General features: G+C 56.4%; 7 protein-coding genes. 1 reads left to right on the plus strand and 6 read right to left on the minus strand.

Annotated elements, in window-relative coordinates; genetic code table 11:
• Nucleotides 1-10: 10 nt before the first annotated feature.
• A complete protein-coding gene (locus WBL83_RS22320) occupies nt 11-12,745 on the minus strand; it encodes an Ig-like domain-containing protein (RefSeq protein WP_424591166.1) in 12,735 nt (4,244 codons plus the stop codon).
• Between the two features lie 571 nt (nt 12,746-13,316).
• Between WBL83_RS22320 and yjdP the strand changes: the two genes are divergently transcribed.
• Nucleotides 13,317-13,661 carry a DDRRRQL repeat protein YjdP gene (yjdP, locus tag WBL83_RS22325; protein ID WP_424591167.1) on the plus strand — a complete coding sequence of 115 codons (345 nt, stop codon included), beginning with the start codon at nt 13,317-13,319 and terminating at the stop codon, nt 13,659-13,661.
• Nucleotides 13,662-13,912: 251 nt separating this feature from the next.
• On the opposite strand, the gene phnP is transcribed toward yjdP, so the two are convergent.
• From phnP to phnL, 5 genes are all read right to left on the minus strand, one after another.
• On the minus strand, nt 13,913-14,671 hold the full coding sequence (gene phnP, locus WBL83_RS22330; protein ID WP_424591168.1) for a phosphonate metabolism protein PhnP: 759 nt from the start codon (nt 14,669-14,671) through the stop codon (nt 13,913-13,915).
• Between the two features lie 3 nt (nt 14,672-14,674).
• Nucleotides 14,675-15,106 (minus strand): aminoalkylphosphonate N-acetyltransferase, encoded by a 432-nt coding sequence (gene phnO / locus WBL83_RS22335; protein WP_424591169.1) that lies wholly within the window; start codon nt 15,104-15,106, stop codon nt 14,675-14,677.
• 83 nt (nt 15,107-15,189) lie between these two features.
• Entirely contained in the window at nt 15,190-15,726 is a 537-nt protein-coding gene (gene phnN, locus WBL83_RS22340) for a ribose 1,5-bisphosphokinase (protein WP_424591278.1), read from the minus strand.
• Entirely contained in the window at nt 15,723-16,859 is a 1,137-nt protein-coding gene (gene phnM / locus WBL83_RS22345) for an alpha-D-ribose 1-methylphosphonate 5-triphosphate diphosphatase (protein ID WP_424591170.1), read from the minus strand. Before phnM ends, phnN begins: the two co-directional genes overlap by 4 nt.
• Nucleotides 16,849-17,562 carry a phosphonate C-P lyase system protein PhnL gene (gene phnL, locus WBL83_RS22350; RefSeq protein ID WP_424591171.1) on the minus strand — a complete coding sequence of 238 codons (714 nt, stop codon included), beginning with the start codon at nt 17,560-17,562 and terminating at the stop codon, nt 16,849-16,851. Before phnL ends, phnM begins: the two co-directional genes overlap by 11 nt.
• Nucleotides 17,563-17,564: the final 2 nt, after the last annotated feature.

Here is a 17,564-nt window from a genome sequence, read left to right on the forward strand (position 1 = left end):
TCTCAGCCAGTTACCGGCGAGTGATTGTCGGGACTGTAATGTGCTTCCCAGACGCCAAATTATTTTTTTCCAAAGCTGCGAGCTGCGCCGATAACGGTTGTGCTCCCAGAGCGATCGCCGGAGGTTGTTCAACCTGCGGCCTTTCTTGCGCCACGGCAGTGGGAGGCGATGGAATTCGTTCACTGGCTTGACCCATCCCAAACGGGCCAAAGCCGTTGCCGAGCGAGTTTTGCCCGAGGCCGTTGTGCGCAAGACCTGGCAAACCCCGCTCTGCGCGGCTGTCGTTGTACCAGCGCGAGAACAACACGGCCTGCTGCATCACCGGTGAAGTGCTGGTTTCGGTGCCATAGCCGTAAGCCGCAAACCGGCTGCTCAGACGCCCTGGCAAACCGTTAGCCTCACTCTGTAAATCATAGACAAGCGGTAGAATAAACAAGCCTGGTTCGTAACTTTGGCTGTAACGGGTGAGCAACTCTTCGTCGTCACGGCCAAACATCTGGTCGCCGTCAGGGTCGTTGACGTTTGGCATCGCGGTGACGCCGTGGATCTGGATCGTCAGTCGCGCTTCGCTAACGTCACCGTCGCTGTCGGTAATGGTGTAGACGAACACTTCTGTCAGTGTGGCGTTGGCTTCAAGGGCGGCGACGCGCGGGTCGCTGGTGTTGACCTGATAGCGCCAGTTGCCCTGGCTATCTAAGAACAACGTGCCGTATTGCCCGCCGCTTGAGCCGCCAATGGTGCCTGCGACGCCGGTGTTTTCTGATGCCACACCCGTGACGGGCCCGTTCTGGGCGGCCTTATCTGCGCCAATGCGGTCGTCGTTAAACAGGTTGCCGCTGACCGATTCCTGGCCTTGATCCTGCAAGATTTCCGCGCTGTCATCGCTGGCGGTTGGGTTGTCGTTAAACACCGTTATCCGCAACTGGCCGATGGTGACGCCGTTGACCTGCACGCCGTAGTCGTTGCTGGTGCTGACTTCGCCGGGTTGCGAGACGGCCTCACGCAATACGAAGCGATAATCGAGGCGCGCTTCGCCATCTGCCGGGCTGTAATAAGCCAGAAGCGTGATGGTGCCGGTCACGGTTTCGATAGTGATGGGTGACAGCGGGTTGAGTTGCTGCAACTGTTCGGCGGTGATAACGCGGCCCTGGAATGTCAGGGTCTGAAGCCTGTCCAGCGACAGCAGATCCAGCGTGCCGTTTACTTGCTGAGCGCCCGGCGCAAGCGGCGTCAGGCCAGATTCTCTCACCTGAATTTCCACTGACGGCGCCACCAGAATGCGCAGCGTGCCGTTGGTTTCGCCGCCCTGGTTGCCATCGCTGACGGTGTAAGTGACCCGCGGCACGAAGCCATTCCAGTTGCCGAACGGGTTAAACCGATAGCTGCCGTCCGCCAGTACCGTCAGGCTGCCGACGCCCGCCAGCACCGCCGTTTCGCCCGCGTTGTAGGTATTACCCCCAAACTGGAAGCGCGACACAGTGATTGGGTCGCCATCGGAATCGACATCATTGGTTAACAGATTGCCGGAAACCGCGTCGCCTTGCGGGGTGACAACCCCTTCAGGGTTAACAACCGGCACGCTGTTGGTCACATTCACGGTGACGGTGGTGGTTTCACTGACGCCGCCGCTGGTCACGGTATAGGTGTAAGTGTCGGTGCCGACAAACCCTGCGCGCGGGGTGTAAATCAGCTGGCCGTTTTGCAGTACCACGCGGCCATTTTCGCCGTTGGTGATGGCGGTAATGGTGGCATCAGGGTTACTGAAACTGTCGTTTGTCAGCGCGTCGGTGCTCACCGACTGGCCCGCGTGAGTGGTGGCGTTATCGGCAACCACGTCAACCACGGGCGTGACAACGATGTTCAGCGTGCCGGTCGCATTCCCGCCCATCAGCGCATCGTTTACCGTGTAGGTGATGGTCGGCACTCTGCCGTTCCAGTCGGCAATCGGGGTCAGCGTGTAGCTGCCGTCGCTGCGTAACGTAAATTCACCCACGCCTGCAATAATTACCGGATATCCCGCCGGCGCGGTCTGGCCGTCGACGTTAAATTGCGTGACGGTCAACGGGTCGCCATCAGGATCCTGGTCGTTTAACAACACGTTACCGGTGATGACGTTGTCTTCCGGCGTGAAGTTGAAGTCCGGACGCGTCACCGGAAGGGTGTCTTCCACGGTAACGCTGACCGTGGCGGTTTCCTTAATCCCACCGCTCAACACCGTGTAGGTGTAGCTGTCGCGGCCGACAAAACCGACATTCGGTTTATAGGTGATTTTGCCATCGACGACAGTCACCGTGCCGTTGCTGGCCTGGGTGATGCTTTCGATAATTTTATCGCCGTTGGCGAAGGTGTCGTTGGCAAACACATCGGTGGTGACGGAACTGTTGCCGTGCACCGTCACGCTATCGTCAAAGGCATCTTGTACCTCAGCGATCACGACGCGCAGTCTGGCGGTAGACTCGCCACCGTTATTGCCGTCGCTGACGAAATAGGTGATTTCCGGCAAGGTACCATTCCAGTCGGCAACCGGCGTGAACGTCCAGTCACCATTGGCGTTCATCACTAACACCCCTTTGTCAGGGAGAGTGAGCGAGCCGCCCGCCGCATAAATCGTGGTGCCATCCACGGTAAAGCCGGTAAGGGTTAATTTGTCACCATCAATATCACTGTCGTTGTCCAGCACATTGCCGCTGGCGACCTCGTCTTCCGGCGATGAAGCGGGGTCATCAACCGCGACGGACGGTGTGTTAGTGATGTTGACGCTGACTAAAGTAAATTCGCGCACGCCGCCGCTGGTGACGGTGTAGCCGAACACATCCGTGCCGACAAAACCCGCCACCGGGGTGTAAATCACTTTGCCATTCACGATAGTCGTGGTGCCGTGCAGGCCGTTGGTGGTGGCAGTTATCTGACGATCGCTGTTTTCAAAGGTGTCGTTAGCCAGCACGTCAATTTCCACAGGCGTTCCGGCATGTGTCGTCGCATTATCAGGATTGATGTCCGGCACTGAATCGATGCTCAGCGTCAATGTGCTGCTGGCGGTACCGCCGTTGCGCCCATCGCTAATCTGATAAGTAATCACCGGCAGCGTCCCGTTCCAGTCTTTGACCGGAATAAACGTGTAGCTGCCATCGGCATTCAGGGTGAATTGCCCTTGCCCGGAGATAAATACCGGCGTACCCACCTGGCGAACCAGCGAGTCGCCCAGCAGCGTAAAACTGGTGACGCGCAGGATATCCTGCCGGGTCGAGAGGTTGTCGTCATCGCTGTCGTTATCTAACACGTTGCCGATTATCGGCGTGTCTTCGACACTGGAATTCACATCGGGCCGGGCAACGGGAATTTCGTTGGTGACAGTAATCAAGACCGTGGCGGTTTCGGTTGTGCCGTTGCTGGTGACGGTGTAGGTGTAACTGTCATTGCCGACAAATTCCGCAGATGGCGTGTAGATAATATTGCCGTTGGCATTAAAGCTGACGGTGCCGTGTTGCGGGTTGGTGACGATGCCGGTGACGGCGCGATCCGGGTTCTCGAAGCTGTCATTCGTCAGCACGTTGGTGGTATTGCTGGTTCCGGCGTGCATCGTCACCGAGTCATCTGCGGTGTCTTTCACCGCATTCACCGCAATATCAATTTTGCCGGTGACCGGTGCGCCTCCGTTGTCATCAGTCACGGTATAGCTAATTTGCGGCACGATGCCGTTCCAGTCCGCAAGCGGCGTGAAAGTATACTGGCGGTCATAAGTCAGCGAAAATTCCCCGACGCCGGGGATCAATACAACGGTAGGGGCGCCTAAATTGGTTACCGGGAAACTGCCCGTCATGCCGTCGATCTGGAACGAGGTCACGCGCAGCACATCGTTGTCCGGGTCGCTCACATTCAGCGTGCCGCTGAGCCCCGCCGGATCATCTTCGTTCATCGTCAACTGCATGTTGCCGGTTAATGGCGATTCGTTGGTGACGACAATCGTCACGATGGTGGTTTCGGTGATGCCGCCGCTGGTGACGGAATAGCTGAAGCTGTCGCGCCCCGCATAGCCCGCAGGTGGCGAATAACGCACGGTGTTATCCGACAGCACTTCTACTCTGCCGCCTTGCGCACTGATGCCAGAAACCGTGACGGTTCTGTCCGGGTTGCTGAAGGTATCGTTGGCAAGTACGTCAATAATCACGGCATCGTCAGAGTGGGTCGTGGCCTGATCCGGCGCGATATCCACCACTGACCTGACGTTGATAACCAGCGTGCCGTTCACTTCGCTACCCTGATTGCCATCGCTGACGGTAAAGGTAATCGGCGGCACCACGCCATTCCAGTCAGCCAGTGGGCTGAAGATATATAAACCCTCTGCGGTGATGGTGATCCTGCCCATGCCGGGGATATCCACCACGTCCAGCCCGGCCGGGTGATCGACGCCGTTAATCGTGAATGTCGTAATGCGCAGCGTGTCGTTGTCGTTATCCGAGGCTTCACCCAGCAGCGTGTTGAGGATCAGGCGATCTTCGGTGGTGCTGATATAGACATCCGGCACCGACGGCAGGGTGTTGGTCATCGTGACGGTCACCCTGGCGGTTTCCTGCACGCCGCCGCTGGTGACGGTGTAGGTGAACGAGTCTTCGCCGACATACCCGGCATTCGGCGTATAAACCAGTTGGTTATCCACGATGCTCACCGTGCCATGTTGCGGCATGTCGGTTCCGGTGCCGGTGCTGGTGATGGTGGCATCGGGATTACTGAAGCGGTCGTTATGCAGCGCGTCAATGGTGACGGGCGTTCCGGCATGTGTCGTCACGGAGTCGTTAACGAAGTCCTGAACCGGGGTGACGGTAATTTCCAGCGTATTTTGGGTTGGCGGATCAAAGGTGTTATCCGACACGTTAAACGTGATGGTCGGCACTTTGCCGTTCCAGTCGGCAATGGGCACAAAGGAGTAAGTGCCGTTCGCCCGTAAAATAAAGGTGCCCTGGTTGGCGATAACCACGCTTTCACCGGCCTGATGGGTTCCGGCGATGCCCGCAATCTGGAAGTCGGTGACATGTAACGGGTCACCGTCGGGGTCGACAATGTTATGCAGCACGTCGCCATCAAGCGCCGTATCCTCCGGCGTTGACACCAGCTGGGTAGTCGCCGTTGGCGGCGTGTTGGTCAGCAGGATATAGACGGTGGCGGTTTCTTCTATGCCGCCACTGGTGATGGTGTAAAAGTATTTGTCCTGACCGACATAACCCGGCGTCGGGGTGTAAATCAGCGTGTTGCCAGGGCCGCGAGTCACCGTGCCATGCTCGCCCTGGGTAAAGCCGGTGATGGCTTTATCGGTATTCGAGAATCTGTCGTTTGCCAGCACGTCGGTGGAGATGACCGTCCCGGTATGCTCTTTTTCGATGTTATCCACCGCATCATCGACTTCGGTCACGTGCAGACCTAATGTCGCGGTTTTGTCGCCATTGATGTTGCCGTCGGTCACGACATAGCTCACCAGAATATTGCCGTTCCAGTCGCCGCCCGGCGTGTAGCTATAGGTTCCGTCGGTCTTTACGGTCAGTGTTCCGTGGCTGCCTGCAAGCGTAACCGTGGTGCCTGCGTCGTACGTTTGCCCTTCGACGGTGAAGGTTTTCACACTGAGGGTGTCACCCTCTGGATCGCGATCGTTGGTCAGCACGTTACCCGTTGCGGAGCTGTCTTCGTCGAGCGTCTGGTTGTCGTTAACCGGAATCGGGGCCTGGTTGGTCACATTAATCGTCACGGTGGCGGTTTCGGACACGCCGCCGCTGACGACGACATACGAGTAGCTGTCGGTGCCGACGAAGCCACGGTTCGGCGTATAGGTCAGCACGCCGTTCACGTAAGTCAGCGTGCCGTTGGTCGGCTGCTGCGAGATTTCGCTGACAGTTTTATCCGCATTGCTAAAGGTGTCATTGGCCAGCAAATCGCTGGCATTTTTGACCAGCGGAACATTGGCGTGGGTGGTGAAGCTGTCGTTAAACGCATCCACCACCGGCGTGATACTGACAGTCAGTGTCGCGGTGTTTGACCAGTGTGATGTCGGGTCGTTATCCCGGGCAAAGTCGAAGAAATTCACCCGGCCGCCAAAGATGCCGCTGGCGTTAGTATCGGTGGTATCCGAGGCGCGCAGTTGCAGACCGCCGCTGACTGAGCCGTTGTAATCGGCGGTTGGCGCAAAGCGCATCTGCGTGGAGCTTGCCAGCACGAAGGCATTGGATGGCCCGATATCTGACGGGATCGCCTGCCAGTTGGTGCCATCGAAATATTGCCACTGGCCTTTGCTGGCGTCGGTGGTATTGCCATAAATCGCGATATAACCCAGCGGTGTGCTGGCGTTCCCGCCTCCGGCAATCGCGCTCTGGTTATCCGCTGCATCCCCGTAAACCGACTGGAACAGTTGGCCGACCGTCTGCGTGCCGTTGGTATCTTCGGCGATGGTCAGCGTTTTATCGCCGAGCGTTGGGCGGTCATTGATGTTGGTGATGACGGTGCTGAGCGTAATCACGGTTTCGCTGTAAATCGAGCTGCCACCGTGCCCGCCCACGCCGCTGATATCCGTCACGCTGCCGTTCGGTAGCACGGTTGGCGTGGTGGACTGGTCGCCGTTGACGTTGGTTTCCACCAGCCGCACGCCGAGTGTTGCCGGGTTGCCAAAGTAGTTTGCCGCCGGAACAAAGCGCAGTGACGCCGTTGCCGTGAGAATTAACGCGTTGCTATCGCTGCGGTTGCCGACCGCAATCCAGTTTGTGCCATCGAGGGAATATTGCCATTCACCCTGCGCGGCATTGGTGGTGAGTTGCGTTATCGCAATGCCGTAGAAATTATCCGCATTCGTGCCACCCGCGCCGCCATTAGCGGAGTTATCCACGCTATCGTGCTGGTCGTTAAAGAAGCCGCTAAACAGAGCGTTAACCGTTTGACCATTAAGCGTAGTGCCAGTCGTATCCTCTTCAAGCGTCGGGATTGTCGTGGTCGGCGTGCCCACCACCAGCGGCGCATCGTTTACCGGATTGACGGTGAAGGTGAAGGTACGCGTGGTGACCAGCGCTGAGGATGTGCCGCCGGGGCCATCTTCATATTCGACCTGGCCGGGATCGGCATTTGGATCGGTCATATTGGGCAGCGTCACCGGGCGTGAACCGGAGTTCCCGCCGTCGTTCACCGTCACGATAACGCCAAAATTGCCGTTCCAGTCGGCTGCCGTGGCACTGCCTGGGGCGTCGGGCAGCGAGACTTTCAGCGCGGCAAGGTAACTATTAATTTGCGTGAAAGAGCCGGTAAACGTCAGCGTGTCGGTTCCCGCACCGCTCACCGTACCGCCACTGCCGCCAGGTGCCACGAAGGTAAATCCAGCCGGGAGTTTCACGGTGACCGTCATGGTCTGGCTGCCCGCATCCACATCGCTAAGAGTAATTTTCGGCAGGGTGACGGTCGCGCTGCTTTCATCGGTGGCGAGCACCGGAGACCCCCCCAATTCAATGTGCGTCGGGTCGTTGATGCTGCTCTGGAAAACGGTGCGGTAACTGGAGGTGACGTTTTCTGTTAGCCCGCCTGGAATTGCGCCATACGGATTGATTGCCGCGGTTGGCACCGGAACTGTGCCGACACCGTCTGGCCCGATATTATTGCCACCGTTGGCGGTGCCGGTCAGCGTGCCGTCCGCATTACGTACGCGGTCATCGACAATCACTTCGACACGGAAATACTGGTCAGCATCATCAACTTGTATGCCGCTCATTCTCACCTGCAATTGGGCGAGATAAGCGTTGATTTGGTCGATAGTGCCGGTGATCACCAGTGGTGCATTCACGCCATTTGAAGGCGGGTTGGTGCCGTCCGGGCTGGTGGATTGCACCGTCACACCCGAGGTGGTGTTCAGCGAGGAGATATTCACCGCTGAGTTTTGCTGGTCGCGATACTGCCCGACCAGGAACGGGTTGCCGTTTTGGTCGGTGATGCGCACCGTGACTTGCACAATATTCTGCTCGCCGGTCGCAATGCCGCCCGCATCTGAAACATCCGGATCGCTAATCACAAACCCGCCGACGTTATTGCCGCCAGGCGCGTTGTTATCGAGCAGAATGGTGTCCGTTGGCGCGGTGACAGTGGGTTTGTCGTTCACCGCAGTGATAGTGATAGCCACTTCCACATTGGTTATCGCGTTGCCAGTCGTGTTCCCGACGCTTGCCGTTGAGGTATCGAGTTGAATATTGAGCGTGACATCGCCCGCAGCCGCGCCGTTTTGATCGTGGTTGGCGTCTTGTGCGCTCAGGTACGTCAGGCCGTTTGTGGCATCGTTAAGCAACGCCTGAATATCGCTGGCGGTGCCGACCAGAACCAGTGTTCCGGTGTTATCGCCCGTAATGGTCACGCCATTGATCACCGTCAGACTGTTATCTGCGGCACCACCAATCCCCAGCGTTCCTTGTGGAACGGTGAGCGTGACTTTCACTGACTTGCCGAAAGCCGCTGATTCGTCATCGGTGAGGGTAATATCGCCACCGATAAATGTCGGCTGATCTTCAAAGGTGGTTTTATCGCTATTGCCTACTACCAGAGTGCCTGGGTCGTTGGTTTCGGAGGCGTTGATCACCACCTGCCCGGCGGTGAGGTTGCCGTTGTTAGCCGGAACGCCATCTGCATACCAGTTGTAAATCGTGCCATCGACGGTTCCGGGCGGAGTGCCAAACGCCGGAGTGGCAGGCTGGTTTACCGGGCCGCCGTTGGCGGTGCCGGTTAAATTACCGTTGTTGTCACGCAGGCGGTCATCAGTGATGACTTGCACCTGATACTGTAAGTTGCGGTCATCAGGGAACGTGACGGTTAAGCCTGCCAGCGCGGCGTTAACCTGCGCGACGCTGCCGCTTATGACCAGGTAGCCGTTAACGCCGCCGGTGACGGTCGCTCCGGTACCTGTTGCCGCTGCCAAAACGATGTTGTTGTATTCGGCCTGGCTAAAGGCGCTGCCATTGCTGTGCAGCAAGCGCACCGTGGTTTCAATGTGGTTGGTGGCGCTTGAACCCGTGGCGATATCCGGGTCAGCGACCGTAAAACCGTTAACGGCATGAGAACTGCCGCCAATATCAATCGGGCCGGAAGGCGCGGTGACGGTGGGTTTATCGTTTGCTGGCGTGACATTAATGGCGAAGCGATTGCCGGCCTGTTCTTTGTCACCATCCGACAGCGTGAAGTTAAAACCATCGGCATTCAACCCGGTGGCGGTCGTCTCATCGCCATTATTCAGATAATAAATATGACCGTTGTTGATGTCCGCCTGGGTGAAAGTGGAACCACTGCCGAGGACGCTAAAATTGACGCCATCGGTGGAGTACGCGAGGCGTCCGTGAGCCGGGACGGTGGTCACCGTATATTGCACCTGCTCGGCAGAGCTGTCCGGGTCGTAGGCCTGAAGCTGTGAGTTATTGAGCTGAACGTAGCCCCCTTCCACAACCGTTACCGGGTTGTTGGCAGGCGTGCCGCCGATGTTATTGAGTGAGTCTGGCGGGACGGTGATATCCGGGCTGTCAGGGGTTGCCGGGATCATCGGGCCATCGTTAACGTTGGTGATAGTAATGCCTACGGTGGCATTCGCTGCCGACGACTCACCCCAACGGTCAACCGCCGTCACGATAAAGCTGGTGTTGCGCACTTCTGAACCGTTACTGACAAACCGCAGCCCGCTGGTGTTATCGCTTTTCAGCAGGCTGGCGTCGAGTTTTAGCGTGCCGATGTCGGCGCTGGTAATCGTCACCCAATCGGTGCCGTTAAAGTATTGCAGCACGCCGCCGGTGGGCAGCGACTGGAAGACGATTTTAAGCGCGTTGGCTCCGAGAACTTCGTTGTCGAGTGCGTAGTTGTTACTGCCGTTGATATTGGGGACGTTTTCCCACGGTGAGCCGCTGTTGGCGTCATCCGGATCGCGCAAGTTCAATTGCGAAGTGGTGATATAAACCGTTTCGCCTTCGGCGATAACCGTATTCGACGAGCCGGTTATCGTGGGGGCGTCGTTAACGGGCGTGACATAAATTTTAAGCTCAGGGTTCCAGGTTACGGGAACCGGGTTGCCGCGTGAGTCGAGCGTAACTTGCCCTGCGGATACCGAGAAGCGCGCGTTAAATGTGAAGTTTTCTCCGCCGTCATGAACGATGCGCACCAGTCCGGCATCCAGTTCTGCCTGGGTGAAAGAACCAAACGCATTCACCACTACCATGCCGCCATTGCCATCACTTTTCATGATGGTCAGGCCGCTTTGCCCCGCATCCGTCCCCAGATAGGTGTAAACGATTTGCTCGGGGCTGACGCCTTGCACGATGTAGCTCATGCCCGGTGTCGCGTCGGCGATATTTCCGGTACCAGACAGCACCAGATAGCCGCCTTCGTTAATGGAGCCGTGTGGGGCCTGCGTCGAATTACCCGGATCGGTACCGATATAATCCGAGCTTGTCGAGCTGTCGGGAACATTCCACGGCGGGACGTTATCCGGGGTCGTGTTATTGGCCAGGCGCACCAGGCCAATCGTGAACTGGAAGTGGGTGAGCTGGTCGGCTGGGGTATTGCCATCCCATATCCCGCCCTGACGTGTGAAGGTGCTGCCGTCCGCATTCCAGCGCAGCGCGGTGGAGTGGTCGATTACGCGGAAATTAAACACGTCGATGCCACCCGGTTGCGCATTCAGGTATTGCACATACGCCACTTTGCCTTCAATCACGTCTTCCATGCTGAAGGTGTCGCCGGTCTTTAACAGCAATCCGTTGAGCGTCAAATAGCCGTGCGTCAGGCCGGCGGTATCAACAATAAAACTGACGCGATCGGCGGAGGAATCGGGGTCCAGACTGGTCAGCATTTCTGGCGTCAGCACCACATCGGCGGGGCCAGGCACCACATCGGCGTGCAGACTGGATTCGGTATCCAGGAACGGGTCGTCGTCAACCGCCTGAATATCAAGATTAATCAGCGTGTCGCTGCTGGCAGGTGTATCGGTGCCGCCGCCCTGGTCGGTGACGCGCACCCCAAACGAATCTTGCGGGTAACCGTCCTGACCGTTGTTGGCGTAAGTCAGAAGGTTTCGTTCGCCATAACCAATTTGCTGGCCGACATTCACCGCAACGCCATTGAAATAGAGCGTGCCGTGGGATGGCAGCGACGTAATGGTTAAGATGAGACTGTTGTCCTGAGTATCACCACCGCCTTCGGCGACAATATATTGTCCGACATTGCCGGTTCCAACGGCATTCTGCGGCTGGCCTTCATAGACAATGCCGCCGCCGCTTATGGTGGGCGGCTGGTTTTCGGGGGCAATTTCCAGGGTGACGTTAACGGTATCGGAATCACCGACAGGCGTTGCACCGTCGTTCACTTTGGCGGAGAAACCATCGGCGGTGTTTTGCGCGGTGCCCGTCGCGGTATGGATGTATCTCAGTGAGCCAGAATTGACATCGGCCTGAGTAAACACCGAACCGACGCCCAGACGCGTGCCGTTTAGCGTCAGATAACCATACTGTGGGATCGTCGTCAGGCTGTAGACAATCTGCGAATTGCTTTGCGCACCCGCGTTCACATCCGGGTCGAAAGCCGCCAGCGTCGTTTGGGTGATAACGGTACCCGTGCCGTTTCTTTCCGGCACAATCAAAGTGCTGTCGGGAACGCTCACCGGGTCGTTGGCCGGTGTAATGGTGACATGTGTCACAAGCCTCGCGCCGCCCGATAACGTCAGCATTTCAAACACCACATCGGTGGTCGCCGATTGGTGACCCAGTTCCACGTCACTGGCGGTAAATCTCAGCGAGTTGAGCCAGGCCTGAGCATTTTCCATCGGCCCGACGTACTCGAGGAATTTCCCTCTGTCGCTGCCGTTGACCAAATCCCCCGCGTCGGTATTGCTTATTGTCACCGTGATCACGATGTTGGCATCGTCGCTCGGCGTTAGCGTCAGGCCGGTAAAGGCACCGGTTTCCGCACCAGGGTGCAGCGTTGTAGGTTCGGAAACCACAATGTCTGGCCTGGTGATGGTCAGCTCTGGCGCCTGCAACACACCATCGTAAGCCAGCGCCAGCGAGCGCGTTTCGATAACACCGGTCTGTGACTCAAGCGTCCAGTCTGCCGCCTTTTCCGCGCTGCCGGTTTCGTCATTCGACGCCGCAACATCCGCATGGGTGTAATCCGCCAGACGGGTAATCAGCACGGTGTCTTGTGAGGTGACGTTGCAGCCATACAGCAAAATATCGCCGTCAGTCGTGAGTTTTTCCCCGAGCTTTTCTAACTGCTGCTGATATTGCTCAATCGTCCGATCGTTGAGTTTGTCGCTACCGAGCGTGACTTCATCGCTGGCACCGTGGCTGATGATATGAATCGCGGTGATATTTTTATCGTTCTTAAGCGCTTCATTAATTTGTTCGAGGCCCGAGTGCTGAGAGTCCAGAACAACGACACGGCTACCTTCAGGTAATTGATTAACCAGCGATTGCCAGTTCTGCACGTGGCTGTCGACGACATATACTTCATGTGGCGCAGGGGCATCTGCCGGAGCAGGGGCCGGAGCGGTGATTGACGCAGGCGCAGGAGCCGCCGGAGGCGGAACAAATATCGCTTTAGAGGCGTCGGGCGTGCTGTCGTGATGTTGAGCCTCTAACGGGTTATCCGCATGATTCGCGGCTTCCGCAACGGCTGCACCATCAAACAACTGGCGGGGTTCCAGAGCAAAACGATGATGGCGAGGGCGGATGGGGCTATCACTGCGTTGTCTGGACATGGCATATCACTCTGTAAGCATTAAGCGGCATTACAACAATGATACAACCGATTTACATAATATGAATGTATTAGGTAGGATTATTACATAACATTTACGAATGTTTCTGAGATTATTCCTGGTCACTTAATCCGTGTTTTATATAAGGATTTTTTTTGAAATCTAAAACTGGAAAAAGCGCAAATTAACGCTATATAGTGACGCCGCTTTATAATAAACAACCGTACCGTGATTATTTCACTTTAATAACTTCAGTAAAAACCGATCCCGCCTGCATATAATCACCCGCTTAATCAGGTTGAATAATAAACAATGCTTGCGCGCATCTTATGATTTCTCTTTTCCTGGAAATAGTTCGTTACCAGAATTTGTTAACAATGTGCTTATGCCCCGCCATTGCCAATTAATGGCCTTATTCAGGCAACTTGAAGACGCGTTTTACGATCTATTTGAAATAACCGGGGTGATGATATTTTTGAACTTCATGGCAGTGAAAATTGAGATTTCTCCTCTGTTGAGCAGTAGGCGATTTTCTTATCTTCCAGAGACTCAATTTTCATGAGATGGGCTTATGAAGCGATATTCCACCGTGCTGCTACTCGGCACCCTGACCATGACAAACCTTGCCCACGCCGACACCCTGGACGGCCTGTTTGATAATTCGATTGTCGGTTCTATTACCCAGGCGATTAATGACGCCTATAAGCCGAACGACAGCCGCAATGATGATAACGACGATCGCAATTGGGACGACCAGAATCAGCGGCGTAACGATGATGACCGACGCCAGTACGAAGACCGACACCGGCAGCTCGAAGACCGACGTCGCCAGTTGGATGAACAGCAACGTCAGTTAGACAATCAACGCCGCCAGCTCGAAGACGACGAACGCCGTTTGGATGATGATTTCCGGTAATTTTTGCATGATGCGAGCGAGGTTCGGGATCCACCGTGAGCGGGAATAATTTCGCGTTTAGTGTGTTAGGTTGCGGTGTTAGTGGTGGATGACGCATGGTGGATGACGCCTGCGGCTTATCCACCCTACAAAACCAACACCCAAACCCAAACCCAAACCTAAAAACGAAACGTAGGTCGGATAAGCGAAGCGTCATCCGACATCCAACATCCAACAACCGACATCCAACCCCCAACCACCAACACAACCCATTAATCCACCCGAATCACCATCCCATCAAACCCGGCTTCATACCCTTTGGGCAATTCGTTCTCCATCATCCAACAATCAAACTGGTGGCTGATGTGCGTCAGGATCACTCGTGGGCAGCCGATCTGCTTATTTAACTCAACCACCGTATTCAAATCGCAATGGTTTTTCGGCGTCTGCGCTCGCGGTTCGTGGCTGCAATCAATCACGATGACCTGCGGCTTATTGTTAGCCAGAAACTTAAGTGTTTTCTCGGGCAATCCGGCGGTGTCACTTAACCACGCCACGCGGCTGTGCGGAGTTTCAAACAGATAACCGAGTGTCAGCCTGGAATGGTTAAGCGGCAGGGGGGTGACGCGCAGTGCCTGGAGGGTAAAGCCAACAAAGGGTTGTAGCGTATGGCTGAAATCCAGAATGCCGGGATGCTTAAACAGGTCGTCGCAGCCTTGTTCATCGGCCGGGCCATAAACGGGGATCTTCTCGCCGACACCCCAACGCAGCGGGAACAAACCCTGCACGTGATCCATATGGTAGTGCGTCAGCAAAAATTGCTGAAAATCAGCGGGCTGCCAGCTATCCATCAAATCCGGAATACCTGCATCCAGCAGCGTCACCGCGTCGTTGAACTTAACCACCGCGCTGCAAGGTTTGCGGCGATATTGCGGATGATTGCGCGCTCGCTCGCAGGCGGCACAAGTACAGCCGAAGGTGGGCACCAGTTGCGCCCCGCCGGTTCCGCTGAGGGTTAACGTCAGGCTCATTTTTTATTCCATCGGTTTGGTAAAGCGAAAGTGGGTCTGTTGATACCCTTCGCGCTGATAGAAACGGTGGGCGTCGTGGCGTTTGATGCTGGTCGAAAGCTCGGTCAGTTCCGCACCGGCGATACGCGCTCTCTCTTCGGCCCACGTCAATAATTTGCTTCCCACCCCGTAGCCACGTGCCTCAGGCATCACCACTAATTCCTGAATTTCACCTACCCAGTTCACGTGGTGAAGATGAAACTGCATATGCAAACTCACCATTCCTGCCACCTCGCCGTTTAGCTCCGCGAGTTGGTAGCATAAGTTGTGATCCTCGAGGTTTGCCGCAAATCCCACGTTAAAAGCCTGGCGATTAAATTCCGCCTGCTTTAACTCGCAAATCAGGGCAAAGACGGCATCGCTGTCGGCGATGGTGGCCGGGCGTAATTCCAACATAGCGCAACTCCTGGTGAATGTGGTGGATGACGCTCAGCACTTGTAGGTCGGATAAGCGTAGCGTCATCCGACATGAAAGCCGCTCAGTAGATCAAATGCATAAACGACGAGACAGTTTCATCAAGATTATCGTCGTTATTCAGTATCAAGCACTTGTCCACATCCGGTGCATACAAGGCTGCACGTTGCAGACGTTGCTCGATCTGCTGCGCATTTTCGCGCCCGCGTTGCTCGAGTCGCTTGCGTAACACGTCCGTAGAAACATGCAGGCAAATCGGCACCAGCGCTTCGCCATAACGCGCCCGTGCCTGCGCCAGATGCTGGCGTGAGCCATTTACCACCACATCGAAGCCGGAATCGAGCCAGATATCCAGCTCAATACCCACGCCATAACACTGGTGATGCGCTTGCCAGCATAGCGCGAACAACCCTTGCTGCTGGCGCTGGGTGAACTCCTTTTCACTGAGCGCGATATGGTTTTCACATCCGGTGTCGTAAGGGCGGGTAATGTAGCGATGCGCCACCAGTAGTTGATTATTCTCCTGCTGACGGAGTGCGGTCAGCAGGCTGTCTTTCCCGGAGCCAGACGGCCCCATCAACCAGACTATTTTACTCATCAGAACACCCGTATTCCCTGACGCCAGACGTGGCCGACGTGGACGTGGTCGCCGTGAAGATGTGCCAGCACCATGTCGGCGCGTTTGCCTTCTGCCAGCACACCACGATCATCGAGATTCAGGGCGCGAGCCGGGTTGCGTGTCACCAGCGCCACCGCTTGCGGCAAGGTGATGCTGTTGCTTTCGTCGTGCGCAACCCGGAAAGCCGCGTCCAGCAAGCTTGCCGGATAATAATCCGAGGAGAGAATATCCAGCAGGCCGACCTCCGCCAGCAGACTCGCCGACACATTCCCGGAATGTGAGCCACCACGCACAATATTCGGCGCACCCATCAACACGCTTAAACCGTGCTGGCGCGAGGCTTGTGCTGCTTCAAGTGTGGTCGGGAATTCGGCGATTACGCTGCCTAATTCGTGTGATTCCACAACATGCGCGGCGGTGGCGTCATCGTGGCTGGCAAGCGCGATATTACGGGCGCGGCACTCGGCGGCAATCGCCACGCGGTTTGGCTGTGACCAGCGTTCTGCCAGCGCCAGTTGTTCCGCCTCGTAGCGGTTCATCTCGGCGTCGCTAAGGGAATATTTGCCTTGATAATATTCGCGATATTTCACCAGGTTTGAAAACTGGCGCTGGCCCGGTGAGTGGTCCATCAATGACACCAGCGACACGCCTTTGCGTTCAATTAATTGCTGGAACAGCGGCAGCGTGGTGTGATGCGGCAATTCGCAACGCAGATGCAGGCGGTGCTCGGCACGGTTGATGCCACGCGCCTGGCTGTCCATCACCGCGTTAATCATCTTCTCGAGGTTTTCCAGACGGTCGCCTCCGTCGCGCACATCACCCAGTGCGACGGCGTCCAGCACGGTGGTGATGCCGCTTGCTACCATTAAGGCATCGTGGCTGCTCATCGCCGAATGCGCCGGCCAGTCGACTTTTGGACGCGGGGTGAAGAATTTGTCGAGGTTATCGGTATGTAGTTCGATAAGCCCCGGCAGCAGCCAGCCGCCTTCGCCATCTTGCGCCTGCGGCAACTGGCTTGGGCTGTCGGCAAAATTACGAATCACCCCGTCGGCCACTTCCAGTGAGCCACTTACCACTTCATTTTCCAGCACCAGCTTGACGTTATTAATGATCATTTTTAGCCTCAATGGTTGCCATCGGGGTTGCCATGTTGTGCAGTCTGTCTGCGACCTGATTACGTACGCTTGCGTCGTGGAAGATCCCGACCACCGCCGCACCGCGTGCTTTGGCTTCCAGAATCAGCGCCACCACTGCCGCACTGTTTTTCGCATCCAGCGAGGCGGTCGGTTCATCAAGCAGCAAAATCGGGTAATCCACGATAAAGCCCCGGGCGATGTTGACGCGCTGTTGCTCGCCACCGGAAAAGGTTGATGGCGCGAGGTTCCACAGGCGTTCCGGCACATTCAGGCGGGTGAGTAACATTGACGCTTTGTCTTCACAGACGTCACGCGATACGCCCAAATCCAGCAGCGGCTGCATCACCACTTCTAACGCTGAAATACGCGGGATAACGCGCAAAAACTGGCTGACCCAGCCGATGGTATGGCGGCGCACCGCCAGCACGTCACGCGCCGGAGCCTGCACAATGTCGAGCCATTCGTTGTTATGCATAACCCAGATATGGCCGTTATCCGGCAAATAGTTAGCGTACAGCGAACGCAGCAAGGTGGATTTTCCGCTGCCGGAATGACCGTGCAGCACCACACATTCCCCCGATTTCACTTCCAGTGTGGCGTTCGCCAGCACCGGTAAGCGAATGCCGTGTTGATGGTGTAACACAAAGGTTTTGCTTAAGTTTTCAACCCGTAAGCTGGTCATAT

Source organism: Buttiauxella sp., assembly GCF_049686335.1.
Lineage (GTDB): Bacteria > Pseudomonadota > Gammaproteobacteria > Enterobacterales > Enterobacteriaceae > Buttiauxella.

Coding starts and splice junctions, on each gene's coding strand:
- WBL83_RS22320 (WP_424591166.1), bottom strand. CDS start 12,745: ATGTCCAGACAACGCAGTGATAGCCCCATCCGCCCTCGCCATCATCGT.
- yjdP (WP_424591167.1), top strand. CDS start 13,317: ATGAAGCGATATTCCACCGTGCTGCTACTCGGCACCCTGACCATGACA.
- phnP (WP_424591168.1), bottom strand. CDS start 14,671: ATGAGCCTGACGTTAACCCTCAGCGGAACCGGCGGGGCGCAACTGGTG.
- phnO (WP_424591169.1), bottom strand. CDS start 15,106: ATGTTGGAATTACGCCCGGCCACCATCGCCGACAGCGATGCCGTCTTT.
- phnM (WP_424591170.1), bottom strand. CDS start 16,859: ATGATCATTAATAACGTCAAGCTGGTGCTGGAAAATGAAGTGGTAAGT.
- phnL (WP_424591171.1), bottom strand. CDS start 17,562: ATGACCAGCTTACGGGTTGAAAACTTAAGCAAAACCTTTGTGTTACAC.